Source organism: Ectopseudomonas composti (assembly GCF_001567565.1).
In the GTDB taxonomy this organism is placed as follows: domain Bacteria; phylum Pseudomonadota; class Gammaproteobacteria; order Pseudomonadales; family Pseudomonadaceae; genus Aquipseudomonas; species Aquipseudomonas composti_A.
In genome coordinates, this window is the sequence record NZ_LSSW01000022.1 from 54,801 (window position 1) to 69,003 (window position 14,203).

Below are 14,203 nucleotides of genomic sequence, written 5' to 3' on the forward strand. Positions count from 1 at the left end.
TGCAGCTGCCGAGCGCGGCGCTGTCCGGCTTGCAGGCGCGAGGCCCTGTGATGCCTGTCACATGATGGCAACCTGGCACTGCTTGAATATCGGCTTTCCAATAGCACGGGGAGGCCGTTCGTGACCCATGCCAGAGCGCTGCAATCGCTGATGCGAGCCGTCACACCGCTCGCCGCATCGATGAGCATCAATGAAGTCGCCGATCTGTTCCTGGCGGCGGAACACCGCGCTTTTCTCTCCTTGCCGGTGGTGGACGAGCACAATCGGCCGCTTGGCCTGGTCAGCCGCGCCACGCTGCAGGACATCTTCATGCAGCGCTTCGGGCGCGACCTACGTGGTCGTCATCCGGTGGGTGAGGTGATGAACGAGGCGCCGCTGATCGTCAGTCTGCAAACCAGCCTCGAGGATGCTGCCAAACAGGTCACCGCGCAGTTGCAGTACCCGATCACCGAAGACTTCATCCTGATTGATGCTCAGGGCGGGTACTGCGGCCAGGGCACGGTGCTGGACCTGCTCAAGGCCATGGAGGCGCGCGTCGCCCAGCGCAACCGCGTGCTGCGTCAGGCGCTGGTGGACCTCAAGGAGTCCCAGGCGCAGTTGCTGCAATCGGAGAAGATGGCCTCGCTCGGGCAGATGGTCGCGGGCGTCGCCCACGAGCTGAACACGCCGCTGGGTTATGTGAAGAACAACGTGCAACTGCTGCGTGAGCTGAGCGAGCCGCTGTTCGAATTGGCCGCTGCGCAGGCGCGACTGGGGCAGTGCCTGAACGACCCCGATTGCGACGAGGCGAGCCTCGCTCAGGCGCTGCAGGTTGCCGAGCAGGCCCGCCAGCACGCGGCGCCGGAGCTGCTGGCCGAGGATCTGCAGCAACTCTATGGCGACACCCTGTACGGCCTGGAACAGATTGCCGAGCTGGTGGTAGGGCTCAAGGATTTCGCTCGTCTTGATCGCGCCATGAGCGAGGAGGTCGACCTCAACGACTGCATCCGCAGCGCCCTGCTGATTGCCCGTAACCACATCAAGGACAAGGTCGAGGTGGTGCAGCAGCTCGGCGAGTTGCCACGCATCGCCTGCGCGCCGTCGCAGATCAACCAGGTGCTGCTCAACCTGCTGACCAACGCCGCCCAGGCCATCGATGGCCTGGGGCGCATCCAGATTCGCAGTTGGGCGGATGAGCAGGGCATCCATATCTCGCTGCAGGACAACGGACGCGGTATGCCGTCCGAGGTCATGGCGAAGATCTTCGACCCCTTCTTCACCACCAAGCCGGTCGGCCAGGGTACCGGCCTTGGTTTGTCCATCAGCTACAAGATCGTCCAGGACCACTGTGGGCAGATTCGCGTTGCCTCCGAACCGGGGCGTGGCACGCGTTTTCTGATCAGCCTGCCGCTGCCCGCTACCGTCGCCATGAAAAGGAGCGCCTGATGTCTGCACCCGTTCGCATTCTCTTCGTCGATGACGAGGAGCGCATTCTGCGTAGCCTCGCGATGCAGTTTCGCCGCCACTACGAGGTCCTGACCGAGAGCGACCCGTTACGCGCGTTACAGCGCCTGCGCGAGGAGCAGATTCATGTGCTGGTCAGCGATCAGCGCATGCCGCAGATGAGTGGCGCACAGTTGCTGGCTGAAGCACGCGAAATCGCGCCGAACACGCTGCGCATTCTGTTGACCGGCTATTCCGATCTGGATGCGGCGGTGGAGGCGCTGAACAATGGCGGCATCTTCCGCTACCTGACCAAACCCTGGGACCCGCAGGAGATGGCCTTCACCCTGCGCCAGGCCGCCGAACTGGCGGTACGCCAGGCGTTGCCGTTGCCAGCCGTGGCCAGCGAGGCGCTGAGTGCGCCGCTGTCGCTCCTGCTGCTCGATGATGAGCAGGGCACCCTCGACGTGGTCGGCGAGTTCTGTGCCGCGGGCGGGCACCGCCTGCTGCGCGCGCGCAACCTGGCCGAGGCCATGCTGCAGCTCAACAACGAGAGCGTGGACATTCTGGTCAGTGACCTCAAGCTGGCGGGTGATGATACCGCGCCGTTGCTCAAGACGCTGGCACAGGCTCATCCACGGCTGCTCAGCCTGGTGGTCACGCCGTTTCAGGACACCCAGGCGCTGTTGCGTCTGGTCAACGAGGCGCAGATTTTCCGCTACCTGCCCAAGCCCATTCGTCGTGGTTTGTTCGAGAAGGGGCTGAAAGCCGCTGCCGAACAGGCGCAGCTCTGGCGTACCCAGCCGCAGCAGATGGTCAGTCGCCTGGCCGAGGTGCCCCGTGACGAACGTGAACAGGAAAAGGTGGGCAGCCTGATGGGCATGCTCGGGCGCCTGCGTGAACGTTTGATTGCCTGACCCTTTGCTGTCCTAACGTTCGCCCAACCGCTCCTACGAAAATTCATTGCCCTGTAGGAGCGGCTGGGCGGCATTCCGCTTCAGCCGCGACAGCGTTCGATAGCTTTGCGCTACAATGCGCGGCGTTTTTCATCCTGTTCGAGACCCGCCCATGCCCGCCTGCCAAACCCCGATCATCGTCGCCCTCGACTTTCCCAGCCGTGATGCCGCTCTGGCGTTGGCCGATCAGCTCGATCCGGCGCTGTGCCGGGTCAAGGTCGGCAAGGAGCTGTTCACCCGCAGTGGTCCGCAAGTGGTCGAGGCCTTGCAGGCCAAGGGTTTCGAGCTGTTCCTCGATCTGAAATTCCACGACATCCCCAACACCACGGCGATGGCGGTCAAGGCCGCGGCGGAAATGGGCGTGTGGATGGTCAACGTGCACTGCTCCGGCGGCCTGCGCATGATGGCAGCATGCCGTAACGAGCTGGACAAGCTCGCTGGCGCCAAGCCGCTGCTGATCGGCGTGACGGTGCTGACCAGCATGGAGCAGCAGGATCTGGCCGGTATCGGCCTGGACGTGCCGCCACAGGAGCAGGTGCTGCGCCTGGCCGGCCTGGCTGCCGATGCCGGGCTCGATGGTCTGGTCTGTTCGGCGCAGGAAGCCCGCGCGCTAAAGGTTGCGCAGCCGCGCCTGCAGTTGGTGACGCCGGGCATTCGTCCTGCCGGCAGCAGCGCAGACGACCAGAAGCGCATCCTCACCCCGCGTCAGGCGCTGGACGCCGGCTCCGATTATCTGGTGATCGGCCGCCCGATCAGCCAGGCCGCCGACCCGGCACAGGCGCTGGCCGCAGTGGTTGCCGAACTGCAAGGCTGAGCCCTGTAGCCCGGATGAAATCCGGGGCCGGTCTGGAATGCCGTCCGATCTTTCCCGGATTTCATCCGGGCTACCCGCTGATCGCGGCACCGCGCTGGTGGAGTCGTCATCAGCGCCCTGCATGACCCGCCACTCCAACGCCTGATAGTGCTGCTCTGCGCGCTGTCGCCTGGCTAGACTCCTCGCCAATTCAACAAGAATCGCTGCGAGGAAGCAGACATGAGCATGACGTTCTCCGGCCAGGTCGCCCTGGTCACCGGCGCTGCCGCCGGTATTGGCCGAGCCACCGCCCTGGCCTTCGCTGGCGAAGGACTACAAGTGGTGGTTTCCGATGTCGATGTGGCTGGTGGCGAAGCCACCGTCGAGTTGATTCGCGCGGCCGGCGGCGAGGCCTGCTTCGTGCGTTGCGACGTGACCCGCGATGCCGAGGTCAAGGCGCTGATGGACGCCACCGTGGCGCAGTACGGCCGTCTGGACTACGCCTTCAACAACGCCGGTATCGAGATCGAGCAGGGCAAGCTGGCCGACGGCAGCGAGGCCGAGTTCGACGCCATCATCGGTGTCAACGTCAAGGGCGTGTGGCTGTGCATGAAGCACCAGATCCCGTTGCTGCTGGCCCAGGGCGGCGGCGCCATCGTCAACACCGCTTCGGTAGCCGGCCTGGGGGCTGCGCCGAAGATGAGCATCTATGCAGCCTCCAAGCATGCGGTGATCGGCCTGACCAAGTCGGCAGCGGTCGAGTATGCGAAGAAGAAGGTGCGGGTGAACGCGGTGTGCCCGGCCGTGATCGACACCGACATGTTCCGCCGCGCCTACGAAGCCGATCCGAGGAAGGCCGAGTTCGCTGCCGCCATGCACCCGGTAGGGCGCATCGGCAAGGTCGAGGAGATTGCGGCTGCCGTGCTCTACCTGTGCAGCGACCATGCGGCGTTCACCACTGGTCAGGCGTTGGCGGTAGATGGTGGGGCCACGGCGATCTGATCGACCGGACATGAACGTGAAAAAGGCGCCATCTGGCGCCTTTTTCATGAGCCTCGGAATCAGGCCGTTCGTTTGCCCGCGTTGAGGATCGCCAGGGTCAGCAGGCCGGCGACGATGCCCCAGAACGCCGAGCCCACGCCGGCCAGGGTCATGCCCGAGGCGGTGACTAGGAAGGTGATCAGCGCCGCTTCGCGCTCGTTGGGCTCGCTCATGGCCTGAGTCAGCCCGCCGATGATCGAGGCGAACAGGGCCAGCGCAGCGATGGACAGGATCAGCGCCGCCGGCAACGCCGAGAACAGCGAGGCCAGGGTGGCGCCGAAGATGCCAGCGATGGCGTAGAACACCCCGCACCAGACTGCCGCGGTGTAGCGCTTGCGTGGGTCTTCATGGGCCTCCGGGCCGGCACAGATGGCGGCGCTGATGGCGGCCATATGAATGCCGTGACTGCCGAACGGCGCCATCAGGATCGACATCAGGCCGGTGCTGGTCAGCAGCGGTGAGGCGGGCACGTCGTAGCCGTTGGCGCGCAGCACGGCCATACCCGGCAGGTTCTGCGAGGCCATGGCGACGATGAACAGCGGAATGCCGATGCTGATTGCCGCCGCCAGGGAGAAGCTGGGTGTGGTCCATTCAGGCGTGGCCAGCTGCAGCTGGAAGCCGGTGAAGTCCAGCAGGCCGAAGGCGCCAGCCAGCACGCTGCCGACGATCAGCGCGCAGAGCACTGCGTAACGTGGCCACAGGCGCTTGCCGAGCAGGTAGGCGAGCAACATGGCTATCACCAGAATCGGCTGTTGCTCGGCCGCCACGCAGATTTCCAGGCCGATCTTGAACAGCACGCCGGCTAGCAGAGCCGCGGCGATGGAGGCGGGGATGCGGCGCATCAGGCGGTCGAAGGTGCCGGTCAGGCCGATCAGCACGATCAGCCCCGAGGCCAGGATATAGGCGCCGATGGCCTCACCGTAGGAGACCTGCGGCAGGCTGGTGATCAGCAGCGCGGCGCCAGGGGTGGACCAGGCGATCATCACCGGCGCGCGGTAGCGCAGCGAGAGCACGATGCAGCACAGCGCCATGCCGATCGACAGTGCCCAGATCCACGAGGAGATCTGCCCGCTGCTGAGGCCGGCGGCCTGGCCAGCCTGGAACATCAGCACCAGGGAGCTGGTGTAGCCAGTGAGCATGGCGATGAAGCCGGCGACCACGGCCGAGGTCGAGGTGTCTGCCAGTGGGCGCAGGCGAGTAGGGGCGGCGTCTTGCATCAGAACATTCCAGTGTCGACGATGATGGGATAGAGCGAGGCGACCAGCAGCAGGGCCATGCCAATGTTGAAGGCGCGCAGCGCACGTGGGTTGTTCAGCCACTTGCGCAGCATACTGCCGGCGACGGTCCACAAACCCACGCTGGGGCAGTTGACCAGTGCGAACAGGGCGGCGATCAGCAGCACGTTGCTGAAGAAGCCATCCTGCGGCGTATAGGTGGTGATGGCGCCGATGGCCATTATCCAGGCCTTGGGATTGACCCATTGAAAGGCCGCTGCCTGTATGAAGGTGAACGGCTTGGCCTCGGGGTTTTCACGGCTTTGCGGCGCGCCGGACTGGGCGATCTTCCAGGCCAGGTAAAGCAGGTACGCGGCGCCGACATAGCGCAGCACATCGTGCAGCACCGGCAAGCGCTGGAACACCTGGCCGAGGCCCAGACCCACGGCGGCCACCAGCAGCATGAAACCGAGGCTGATGCCGAGCATGTGCGGAATGCTGCGGCGCACACCGAAGTTTACCCCGGAGGCGAGCAGCATCATGTTGTTGGGCCCCGGCGTTATCGAGGTGACGAAGGCGAAGGCAATGAAGGCGAGCAGCAGTTCGATGGACATGGTCATTCTCCGGTGACTGGCAAAGCCTATTGCGCGGTCGCGGCGGCGTCGCGGTACAGCCATGGCCGGGTTGGGCCGTACAGTCGGGCTGGGCAAGCGGCTGATCTCTGGTTAGCCTTGCCCTTTTGCGGACAAGGAAGCCCCATGCAACCGGATAACCCCTACAGTGCCCCGCAGGTCGAACTGATCGATGACCTGCCGCTGCGTCAGCTTCCAGGCTGGAGTGTGCGTCAGCTGCAGGTGCTTGGCTGGTTGGCGCTGATGTCGGCGCTGGGCAGTGCGCTGATGCTGGGCGTCATTTTCGCCAGCAACTGGCTGGGCCAGGCAGAAGGGCAACAAGTCGAGCGCTATACCCGCTGGCTGAGCCTGTTGCTGATGTTGTTGGGCAACTACTTGCTGATCCGGCTCAAGAGCTTCATCGAGCAGCGTTTTGCGGCGCAGGGGTTGAGCTGGCCGGTCTGGATCATCGTTGTGCTGGCCTTGGTCAGCGGGTCGATGGACTTCATGGTCGGGGATCAGGTGTTCAAGACACTTGGCGTGCTGACCATCGCCTACCTGGGCCTGATGGTACTGATGGGACTTGGCATTGTCTGGTTCGGTATTCGCTTGCTCAAGGTGAGGCTGGCGTACGCCTCTCTGCGGATCCTGGCCTGGCTGTCTATTGCCAGTGGTGTGATGTTCGCCAGTGTGCTGTTGTTGCCGCTAGCCATATTGCCGGCACTGGCGGTTTGCGTGGCGCAGGGGCTGGTGTTCTTTCGCGGGGCCAGTGAGCTGCGCGCGCAGTAGGCTGCCGTGCCGCCGTGGCTTGAGCTGCGGCGGCGCCTTCTAGGTACGTCCACGCGCCAGTGCATGGTTGACGGCCAGCCAGCCCTGCACGGCGTCTTCGCCCATCTCGCCAAACACGCGCTGCAGAAGGCGCGCCTGTTCGCGGCGCAGGGCCTGCTCCAGTTTGGCACCCTCGGGCGTGAAGCCGAGTACACGCTTGCGCTTGTCGTCAGCGGCCGCTTCGCTCTGCACCAGATTCATTTCGATCAACTGGCGCAACGGCATGTTCAGCGCCTGCTTGCTCACGCCCAGATAGCCCAGCAGTTCGGTCATGTTCAGGCCTGGATACTTGGCGATGAAGAACAGGATGCGGTGATGCACGCGTGACAGACCGCGTTTGGCGAGCATTTCGTCCGGCTTGGCGGTAAAGGCCTGGTAGCCGAAGAAGAACGCTTCCATCGCGGCCTGCTGAGCCGTGGTGTTCTTGATCACCTGCGCGCCCTGACGGCCGGCCTGCGTGCCCTCGGCGGGCGACGTTAAAAATTTCTCGGAGAAATTTTTTAGGTCAGTCATATTGACGTATCTCTGTTTGGCGGCGTAGTTTCGGTCAAGCAGTTTGACTTAATTCCAATGACTTTTGCACCCCAGGACATCCCATGGCCTTCTCCGAACGCATCGCCCGCCTGAAAAGCTCCCTGATCCGTGAAATTCTTGCCGCGGCGCAGCGTCCGGAAGTGATGTCGTTTGCTGGTGGCCTGCCGGCCGAGCCGATGCTGCCGAAGGTGGACTGGGCGCAAATGCCGGCGAGCATGGGCCAGTACGGCATGAGCGAAGGCGAGCCGGCGCTGCGTGAGGCCATTGCCGCCGAGGCGCGTGCGCTGGGCGTGCCCTGCGAGGCCAGCCAGGTGCTGATCGTCAGCGGCTCGCAGCAGACCCTGGACCTGGCCGCCAAGCTGTTCATCGATCCGGGCACCGAAGTGCTGCTAGAAGCGCCGACCTACCTGGCGGCCTTGCAGGCCTTCCAGCTGTTCGGTGCCGACTGCATCAGTGTGCCGCAGGAGGCCGACGGCCCCGAGCTGGCGGCGTTGCGTGAGCGCCTGGAAAAGCACAAGCCGGCTTTCGCCTACCTGATCCCGACTTTCCAGAATCCGTCCGCTACCCGTTACAGCGAAGCCAAGCGTGAAGCCGTGGCGGCGCTGCTCGACGAGTTCGGCGTGACCCTGATCGAAGACGAGCCGTACCGCGAGCTGGTGTTCGATGAAGGCCAGGCCACGCCCATCGTCAGCCGCCTGAAGCAGGCCAGCTGGATCTACACCGGTACCGTGTCCAAGACGTTGCTGCCGGGCCTGCGCGTCGGCTACCTGATCGCCACCAAGGACCTGTATCCGCATCTGCTGCGCCTGAAACAGTCGGCTGACCTGCACACCAACCGCGTCGGTCAGTGGCAGGCGCTGCAGTGGCTGGGCAGCGAGCAGTACCGTGGTCACCTGGCCGAGCTGCGCGACTTCTACCGCATCCGCCGTGACGCCATGCAGAGCGCGCTGGTCGAGCACTTTGGCGACCTGGCCGAGTGGGAGATTCCCCAGGGCGGCCTGTTCTTCTGGCTGACCCTGAAGCAGCCGCTCGATACCCGCACACTGCTCGACGCGGCGCTGGCGCAGAACGTCGCGTTCATGCCGGGCGAACCGTTCTTCATCGATCCGGACGCCAACCCCGGGCACCTGCGACTGAACTTCAGTCACGTGGCCCCGGAGCGCCTGAGCGAGGGGCTGCGTCGGCTGGCAGCGGTTATCCGCGACGCGCAGGGTGCGTGATTGAGTTTTACCGCTGTAGGAGCGGCTAGGGCGGCATTCCGTTTCAGCCGCGATTTTCGCGGATAGATCCGCTCCTACAAAAGCAGGGTGATTGGCGGCGAGCGTGCCGCGAGGATAGATAGGGAGGGCAACGCGATGTTCAAGGTCTACGGCGATTACCGTTCGGGCAACTGCTACAAGGTCAAGCTGATGCTGCATCTGCTGGGCAAGGAGTACCAGTGGATCGATGTCGATATCCTCAAGGGTGAGACGCAGAGCGAAGCTTTCCTGGCGAAGAACCCCAACGGCAAGATTCCGGTGCTGGAGCTCGAAGACGGCACCTGCCTGTGGGAGTCCAATGCCATCCTCAACTTCCTCGCCGATGGCAGCGATTTCCTGCCCAGCGAGCCGCGCCTGCGTACCCAGGTGCTGCAGTGGCAGTTCTTCGAGCAATACAGCCACGAGCCATACGTTGCGGTGGCGCGTTTCATCCAGCTTTATCTGGGGATGCCCGAGGAGCGCCGCGAGGAGCACGCGCGTTGCTTGAAGCTGGGCTACAAGGCCCTGAAGGTGATGGAGAAGCAGCTCGAGCGCACCCCTTATCTGGTGGGTGAGCATTACTCCATCGCCGATATCGCCCTGTATGCCTACACGCATGTAGCCGATGAGGGTGGTTTCAGCCTGGAAGCCTTCCCCGCGGTCCGCGCCTGGCTCGATCGCATCGCCAGTCATCCACGCCACGTGACCATGCTGGGCTGATCACTGGTCGGCGGCAGCCTGCGTGCGCTGGGCGCAGCGCTGCCGCGCGAACATGGTGTTTTGGGCTGCCAGCTGAGCTTGGACTATCGCGGCCCCGGGGTGGATAATCGGCGTCTGCAATCCTACTGGTCACTGACTGCCCCATGCGCCAACGGCTGCGTACCGCTCTAGTCTGCCTCTTGATGCTGGCCTTGCCGATGCAAGCGATGGCCGCGTTCGGCATGCAGCTTTGCCAGCAGGTTCACCCTGGTGCCGCGCTGCATGCCATGCCCGAGCATGGCGAGCGACCTGCTGCGATGAAGCCGGTAGTCGATGTGCAACCTAGTCAGCAGCATCCTGCGCAGGCCGTTTCCTGCAGCCTCTGCGCGTTCTGCGTTGGTGCCGTGGTGTTCGCCCAGCCCGTCGTTCAGGCCGTTGAGGCGCTTCGCGCACAGCCGCCGCTGATGCTGAGCGAGCGCCTGGTCTCCGTGGTGCCGGATATGCCCGAGCGCCCACCCCGTCTGTCTTTCTCCTGATCGAACACCTTTGAACCACGGCCTGATGCCGGCTGCAGCAGTCGGCACGCCGTACGCGCGCCCTCGCGCGTGAACGATACAGACGATTGGAGATTTACCGATGAAACGACGTATCAGTCCCTTGCCGGTCCTGCTTTTCGCTGCACTGTTGCCTGCGTTGCAGGTGCAGGCCGATGAGAGCAGCCACGCCGGGCACGGCGCGATGAACATGATGGATCATGGGCCGGAGCAAAAGCCCTGGGGGATCGCCGGGCAGGGCGCCAAGGTCGATCGCACCGTGGAGATTCGCATGGGCGACAACATGCGCTTCACGCCGCAGAAGTTACAGGTCAGACAGGGCGAGACCATCCGCTTCGTTCATCACAACGATGGCAAGCTGATGCACGAGTTCGTCCTGGGAACGCGGCAGACGCTGGATGAGCATGCCGCCGAGATGCTCAAGGGACCGGGCATGGCGCACGGCGAGGCGTATATGGCGCATGTGGCGCCAGCGGCACAGGGCGAGATGATCTGGACGTTCAACCGAGTTGGCGAATTCGAGTTCGCCTGCCTGATCGCCGGACATTACCAGGCCGGTATGCGCGGCAGTATCGAGGTGCTGGCTGATTAAGACAGGGTAGGGGAAGGCCGCGACCCAGATGGGGTCGCGGCCGCACTCTGAATCAGTTCAGAGCGTCGGTCAGGGCCTTGGCAGGCACCAGCTTGACCACTTTCTTGGCAGCGATTTCGATGCTCTTGCCAGTCTGCGGGTTGCGGCCGGTACGGGCGGGACGCTCGCTCACTTTCAGCTTGCCGACGCCCGGCAGGGTGATCTCACCGTCGTTTTCCAGTGCGTCGCCGACAATTTCGCCCAGCTGATCGATCAGGGTGCGGACGGTGGCTTTCGGCAGGGAAACGGCCTCGGCCAGGTCGCTGATCAGTTGGTCTTTGGTGATTGCCATGATGTAACTCCGTTTGCAGGTGAGAGGCTCGGCGCGGCAGATATGAGGCTGCACCGCCGAAAACGTGGGAAAGCTAGCACAAAAGGGATCGCTCGGCAGTGCCTGACAGGTTTTGCCGATAGGGCTTAGTGTCGCATCGGTCCCTGTGGTTCCGGTGCGCGAGCAAAAAACCTCGCCCGCTAGGGGAGGGCGATGGGGCGTGGCTTTGGCAAGGTTCGGGGCGACCTGACGAAGCTGGACTAAGCTACAGGTACCTGCCTAATGCTGGAGTGCCACCATGTTACGCGTCTTCGCTGATTTGGGTTTTCGCTGGAAGATTGCCGTACCCATTCTGTTGCTCGCCGCGCTTCTGGTGGCCATGGGCACGCTGGGGATGCGCGGCATTACCCAGGTCGCAGAGTCCAGCACCACGCTGACCAATCGGCATCTGCCGGCTATCAGCCTGCTGCTCAATGCCGACCGCGACTTGTACCAGGCCTTCGTCGCCGAGCGCAGCCTGCTCGACGAGGACTCCGGTTCGCACGCTGCGGTTCTGCGCGCCGCGCATGCCGAGAACCTGCAGCAGGCTTATGACCGTGTGCACAAGTTCGCTGACCTGAAACCGGGCAGCGAGGCGCTGGCGCTGGTGGCCGAGTTCGACCGTGGCTACGAACGCTGGAAGGCGACCTCGCTACGTGTATTGGACATGGCCAGCAGTGATCCCAATGCCGCCAGCCGGCTGAGCTTTTCCGACAGCGAAGCGCAGTTCGAAGAAGCGCGCAGCGCCATCGACAAGCTGGGTGAGCTGGAAGACAACGCCGCCAACGCCGTTGGCAGCGAAGCCATCGTTCGCGGTGAGGCGCTGATCTGGCAGCAGGGGCTGATCATCGCCATCGGCCTGCTGGTGTGCCTGCTGCTGGTGGTGGGCTTCCCGCTGCTGGTGACCCGTCCGCTGCACAGCCTGCTGCACCGCATCGAACAGATCGCCGATGGCGATGGCGACCTGCGCGTGCGCCTGGATGTGCTGTCCAAGGACGAACTGGGCAAGCTCAGCCATGCCTTCAATCGCTTTCTCGACAAGTTGCAGCCGCTGATCAAGGAAGTGGGGCGTGTGACCGGCGAGGTCGCTGATTCGGCCAAGAGTCTGGCAGGCATGGCGGCCGCCAATGATCGGCTGATCAGCAGCGAGCACGCGGCGGTGGATCAGGTCAGTACTGCCGCCACGGAGATGAGCGTGGCGGTGCACGAGGTGGCGCGTAACGCGCAGAACGCTGCCGATGCTGCGCGGCAGGCTGAGGTGCAGTCGCGCGAAGGTGCCGGAGTGGTGGGCGCGACCATTCACTCCATTCGCCAGTTGGCCCAGGAAGTGGAAAGTGCCTCCGACACGATCCAGACCCTGGAGCAGGAAACCGCCAACATCGGCGCGGTGCTGGCGGTGATCAAGGGCATCGCGGACCAGACCAACCTGTTGGCATTGAACGCGGCCATCGAGGCGGCTCGGGCCGGCGAGCAAGGGCGTGGCTTCGCCGTGGTCGCTGACGAGGTAAGGGCGCTGGCGGCAAGGACCCAGGAGTCGACCAAGGATATCCAGCAGATGATCGAGCGCCTGCAAGCCGGAGTGCAGAACGCGGTCAAGGCCACGCACTCGGGCAGTGCCCGAGCGCGGCAGAGTGTGGAGCAGGCGGCCGGTGTCGATCAGGCGTTGAGCGTGACCGGCGATTCGGTGCAGCGCATCAACGACATGGCTGCGCAGATCGCCACTGCCTGCGAGGAGCAGAGCAGCGTCACCGAAGAGATCGCCCGCAACATCAGTGATATTCGCGACCTGTCCAACGAAGCGGCGCAGACCTCCGAGCAGAGCACGCTGGCCAGCCAGCACCTGTCGGAACTGTCCCTTGGCCTGGCCCAGTTGGTGGGGCGTTTTCGGGTGTGACGTGCGCGGCGACGTATCTAAGTGTTTGAAGCGGTTGTAAGTTTGCGTTTAGTCGTTACAATGGCGCGGCCCGTCGCAATGGCGGGCAGCGTTATGGTGGCCCTGCCGGTCCCCTCGCAACGATTACCCGTTAACCTGGTCAGGCCCGGAAGGGAGCAGCCACAGCGGGAACATTGTGTGCCGGGGTGTGGCTGGTAGGGTCCACCTCCAGTCTTTCATCTCCCGATTTCTCTGACGCTTCCAGCCAGTTATGTGGCAGGCGGTGTGCCGTTCTCTTCGCCGTTGCCATCGCTTCCCTGGGCCCTGAATGCATTGCGCCCACCGGGCGTGAGCCACGGCAGGCGCAATGATCGGCAAGGCTGCGGGTATCAGCGGAACGCTGGCACCACGTGCTTGATGAACAGTTCCAGCGATTTCTTCTTCTCGGCGTAGGGCAGGCTGTTGTCGGCCCAGAAGCTGAACTCGTCGACGCCCAGTTCCTGGTAGTGGCGGATGCGCGCGATGATTTCCTCCGGGGTGCCGATCATGGTGTTCTTGCGAATATTCTCCAGCTCGAACTCCGGGCGCTCCTTGAATTTCTCTTCCGGGCTCGGCGGCAACAGGCCGTTGATCGGCGTCTGCTTGTTGCCGAACCAGGCGTCGAAGGTGCGATAGAAGCGCGAGATGGCTTCGGCGCCGATCTTCCAGCCCTGCGGGTCATCTGCGCTGTGCACATGGGTATGACGCAGCACCATCAGTTGTGGGCGCGGCACGCTCGGGTTGTTGGCCAGGGCAGTTTCGAACTTGTTCTTAAGATCCACGACTTCTTCGTCGCCTTTCATCAAGGGCGTGACCATCACGTTGCAGCCATTGGCGACGGCAAAGTTGTGCGAGTCGGGGTCGCGTGCGGCGATCCACATCGGCGGAGTCGGTTTCTGCAGCGGGCGAGGCGAGGAGGTGGCGGTGGGGAATTTCCAGATCTCGCCCTCATGGGCGACATCGCCCTGCCACAGGGCCTTGACCACCGGCACCATCTCGCGCAGGTACTTGCCGCCGTCAGTGGCGGGCATGCCGTTCATCATGCGATCGAATTCGTACTGGTAGGCGCCGCGAGCCAGGCCGACTTCCATGCGACCGTTACTGATCACGTCGAGCAGGGCGCATTCACCGGCCACGCGGATGGGGTGCCAGAACGGCGCGATGATGGTGCCGGCGCCCAGGTGGATGGTGGTGGTACGGGCGGCCAGGTAGGCCAGTAGCGGCATGGGGCTGGGGGAGATGGTGTACTCCATGGCGTGGTGTTCGCCGATCCATACGGTGGAGAAGCCGCCTGCCTCGGCCATGAGCGTCAGCTCGGTCAGTTCATCGAATAGTTGGCGATGGCCGACCTGTTCGTCGTAGCGCTCCATATGAACGAACAAAGAGAATTTCATGCTGCTGTCCTCGAGTCTGTGATTGGGCTGCCGGGGGCGGCGTCGAAGCGTGCGTTGCGCTTCTGC

The 14,203-nt window shown here is 63.9% G+C and carries 15 protein-coding genes and 1 other RNA gene; 11 read left to right on the top strand and 5 right to left on the bottom strand.

The genetic code is table 11. The features are described from left to right. Positions 1-120 precede the first annotated feature (120 nt). The 4 genes from PCLY_RS09435 (at position 121) to PCLY_RS09450 (ending at position 4,173) form a co-directional block, all read left to right on the top strand. Entirely contained in the window at positions 121-1,425 is a 1,305-nt protein-coding gene (locus PCLY_RS09435; protein ID WP_082768049.1) for an ATP-binding protein, read from the top strand. Beyond that, positions 1,422-2,339, top strand: a complete 918-nt coding sequence (locus PCLY_RS09440; RefSeq protein ID WP_156458578.1) for a response regulator — start codon at positions 1,422-1,424, stop codon at positions 2,337-2,339. The genes PCLY_RS09435 and PCLY_RS09440 overlap by 4 nt, the downstream gene beginning before the upstream one ends. A 151-nt stretch (positions 2,340-2,490) precedes the next feature. Further along, complete coding sequence (gene pyrF / locus PCLY_RS09445; protein WP_061239049.1) at positions 2,491-3,192, top strand: orotidine-5'-phosphate decarboxylase; 702 nt, start codon at positions 2,491-2,493, stop codon at positions 3,190-3,192. A gap of 219 nt (positions 3,193-3,411) precedes the next feature. Next, entirely contained in the window at positions 3,412-4,173 is a 762-nt protein-coding gene (locus PCLY_RS09450; RefSeq protein ID WP_061239050.1) for an SDR family oxidoreductase, read from the top strand. Between the two features lie 59 nt (positions 4,174-4,232). Here PCLY_RS09450 and PCLY_RS09455 read toward each other — a convergent pair whose 3' ends face one another. After that, on the bottom strand, positions 4,233-5,429 hold the full coding sequence (locus PCLY_RS09455) for a benzoate/H(+) symporter BenE family transporter (RefSeq protein WP_061239051.1): 1,197 nt from the start codon (positions 5,427-5,429) through the stop codon (positions 4,233-4,235). Next, positions 5,429-6,040, bottom strand: a complete 612-nt coding sequence (locus PCLY_RS09460; RefSeq protein WP_061239052.1) for a LysE family translocator — start codon at positions 6,038-6,040, stop codon at positions 5,429-5,431. Before PCLY_RS09460 ends, PCLY_RS09455 begins: the two co-directional genes overlap by 1 nt. 144 nt (positions 6,041-6,184) lie before the next feature. On the opposite strand from PCLY_RS09460, the gene PCLY_RS09465 reads away from it, so the two are divergent. Next, the gene (locus tag PCLY_RS09465) at positions 6,185-6,826 is read left to right on the top strand and encodes a hypothetical protein (RefSeq protein WP_061239053.1); all 642 of its coding nucleotides are present in this window, start codon (positions 6,185-6,187) and stop codon (positions 6,824-6,826) included. 39 nt (positions 6,827-6,865) lie between these two features. Here PCLY_RS09465 and PCLY_RS09470 read toward each other — a convergent pair whose 3' ends face one another. Continuing rightward, on the bottom strand, positions 6,866-7,378 hold the full coding sequence (locus PCLY_RS09470; RefSeq protein ID WP_061239054.1) for a MarR family winged helix-turn-helix transcriptional regulator: 513 nt from the start codon (positions 7,376-7,378) through the stop codon (positions 6,866-6,868). 83 nt (positions 7,379-7,461) lie between these two features. Between PCLY_RS09470 and PCLY_RS09475 the strand changes: the two genes are divergently transcribed. From PCLY_RS09475 to PCLY_RS09490, 4 genes are all read left to right on the top strand, one after another. Further along, positions 7,462-8,619: an aminotransferase-like domain-containing protein gene (locus PCLY_RS09475; protein ID WP_061239055.1), complete on the top strand. Its 1,158-nt coding sequence runs from the start codon at positions 7,462-7,464 to the stop codon at positions 8,617-8,619. A 135-nt stretch (positions 8,620-8,754) separates the two neighbouring features. Next, complete coding sequence (locus tag PCLY_RS09480; RefSeq protein ID WP_061239056.1) at positions 8,755-9,357, top strand: glutathione S-transferase family protein; 603 nt, start codon at positions 8,755-8,757, stop codon at positions 9,355-9,357. Between the two features lie 197 nt (positions 9,358-9,554). Then, complete coding sequence (locus PCLY_RS09485) at positions 9,555-9,872, top strand: hypothetical protein (protein WP_156458579.1); 318 nt, start codon at positions 9,555-9,557, stop codon at positions 9,870-9,872. Between the two features lie 100 nt (positions 9,873-9,972). Continuing rightward, positions 9,973-10,482: a cupredoxin domain-containing protein gene (locus PCLY_RS09490; RefSeq protein ID WP_061239058.1), complete on the top strand. Its 510-nt coding sequence runs from the start codon at positions 9,973-9,975 to the stop codon at positions 10,480-10,482. Between the two features lie 52 nt (positions 10,483-10,534). Here PCLY_RS09490 and PCLY_RS09495 read toward each other — a convergent pair whose 3' ends face one another. After that, complete coding sequence (locus PCLY_RS09495) at positions 10,535-10,813, bottom strand: HU family DNA-binding protein (RefSeq protein WP_037004832.1); 279 nt, start codon at positions 10,811-10,813, stop codon at positions 10,535-10,537. A gap of 277 nt (positions 10,814-11,090) precedes the next feature. Here PCLY_RS09495 and PCLY_RS09500 point away from each other — a divergent pair, with 277 nt between their 5' ends. Beyond that, positions 11,091-12,725 carry a methyl-accepting chemotaxis protein gene (locus PCLY_RS09500; protein ID WP_061239059.1) on the top strand — a complete coding sequence of 545 codons (1,635 nt, stop codon included), beginning with the start codon at positions 11,091-11,093 and terminating at the stop codon, positions 12,723-12,725. A 103-nt stretch (positions 12,726-12,828) separates the two neighbouring features. Then, positions 12,829-12,925, top strand: an RNA gene (gene ffs, locus PCLY_RS09505) — signal recognition particle sRNA small type. Positions 12,926-13,093: 168 nt separating this feature from the next. Here ffs and PCLY_RS09510 read toward each other — a convergent pair. Further along, entirely contained in the window at positions 13,094-14,137 is a 1,044-nt protein-coding gene (locus PCLY_RS09510) for an LLM class flavin-dependent oxidoreductase (protein WP_061239060.1), read from the bottom strand. Positions 14,138-14,203: the final 66 nt, after the last annotated feature.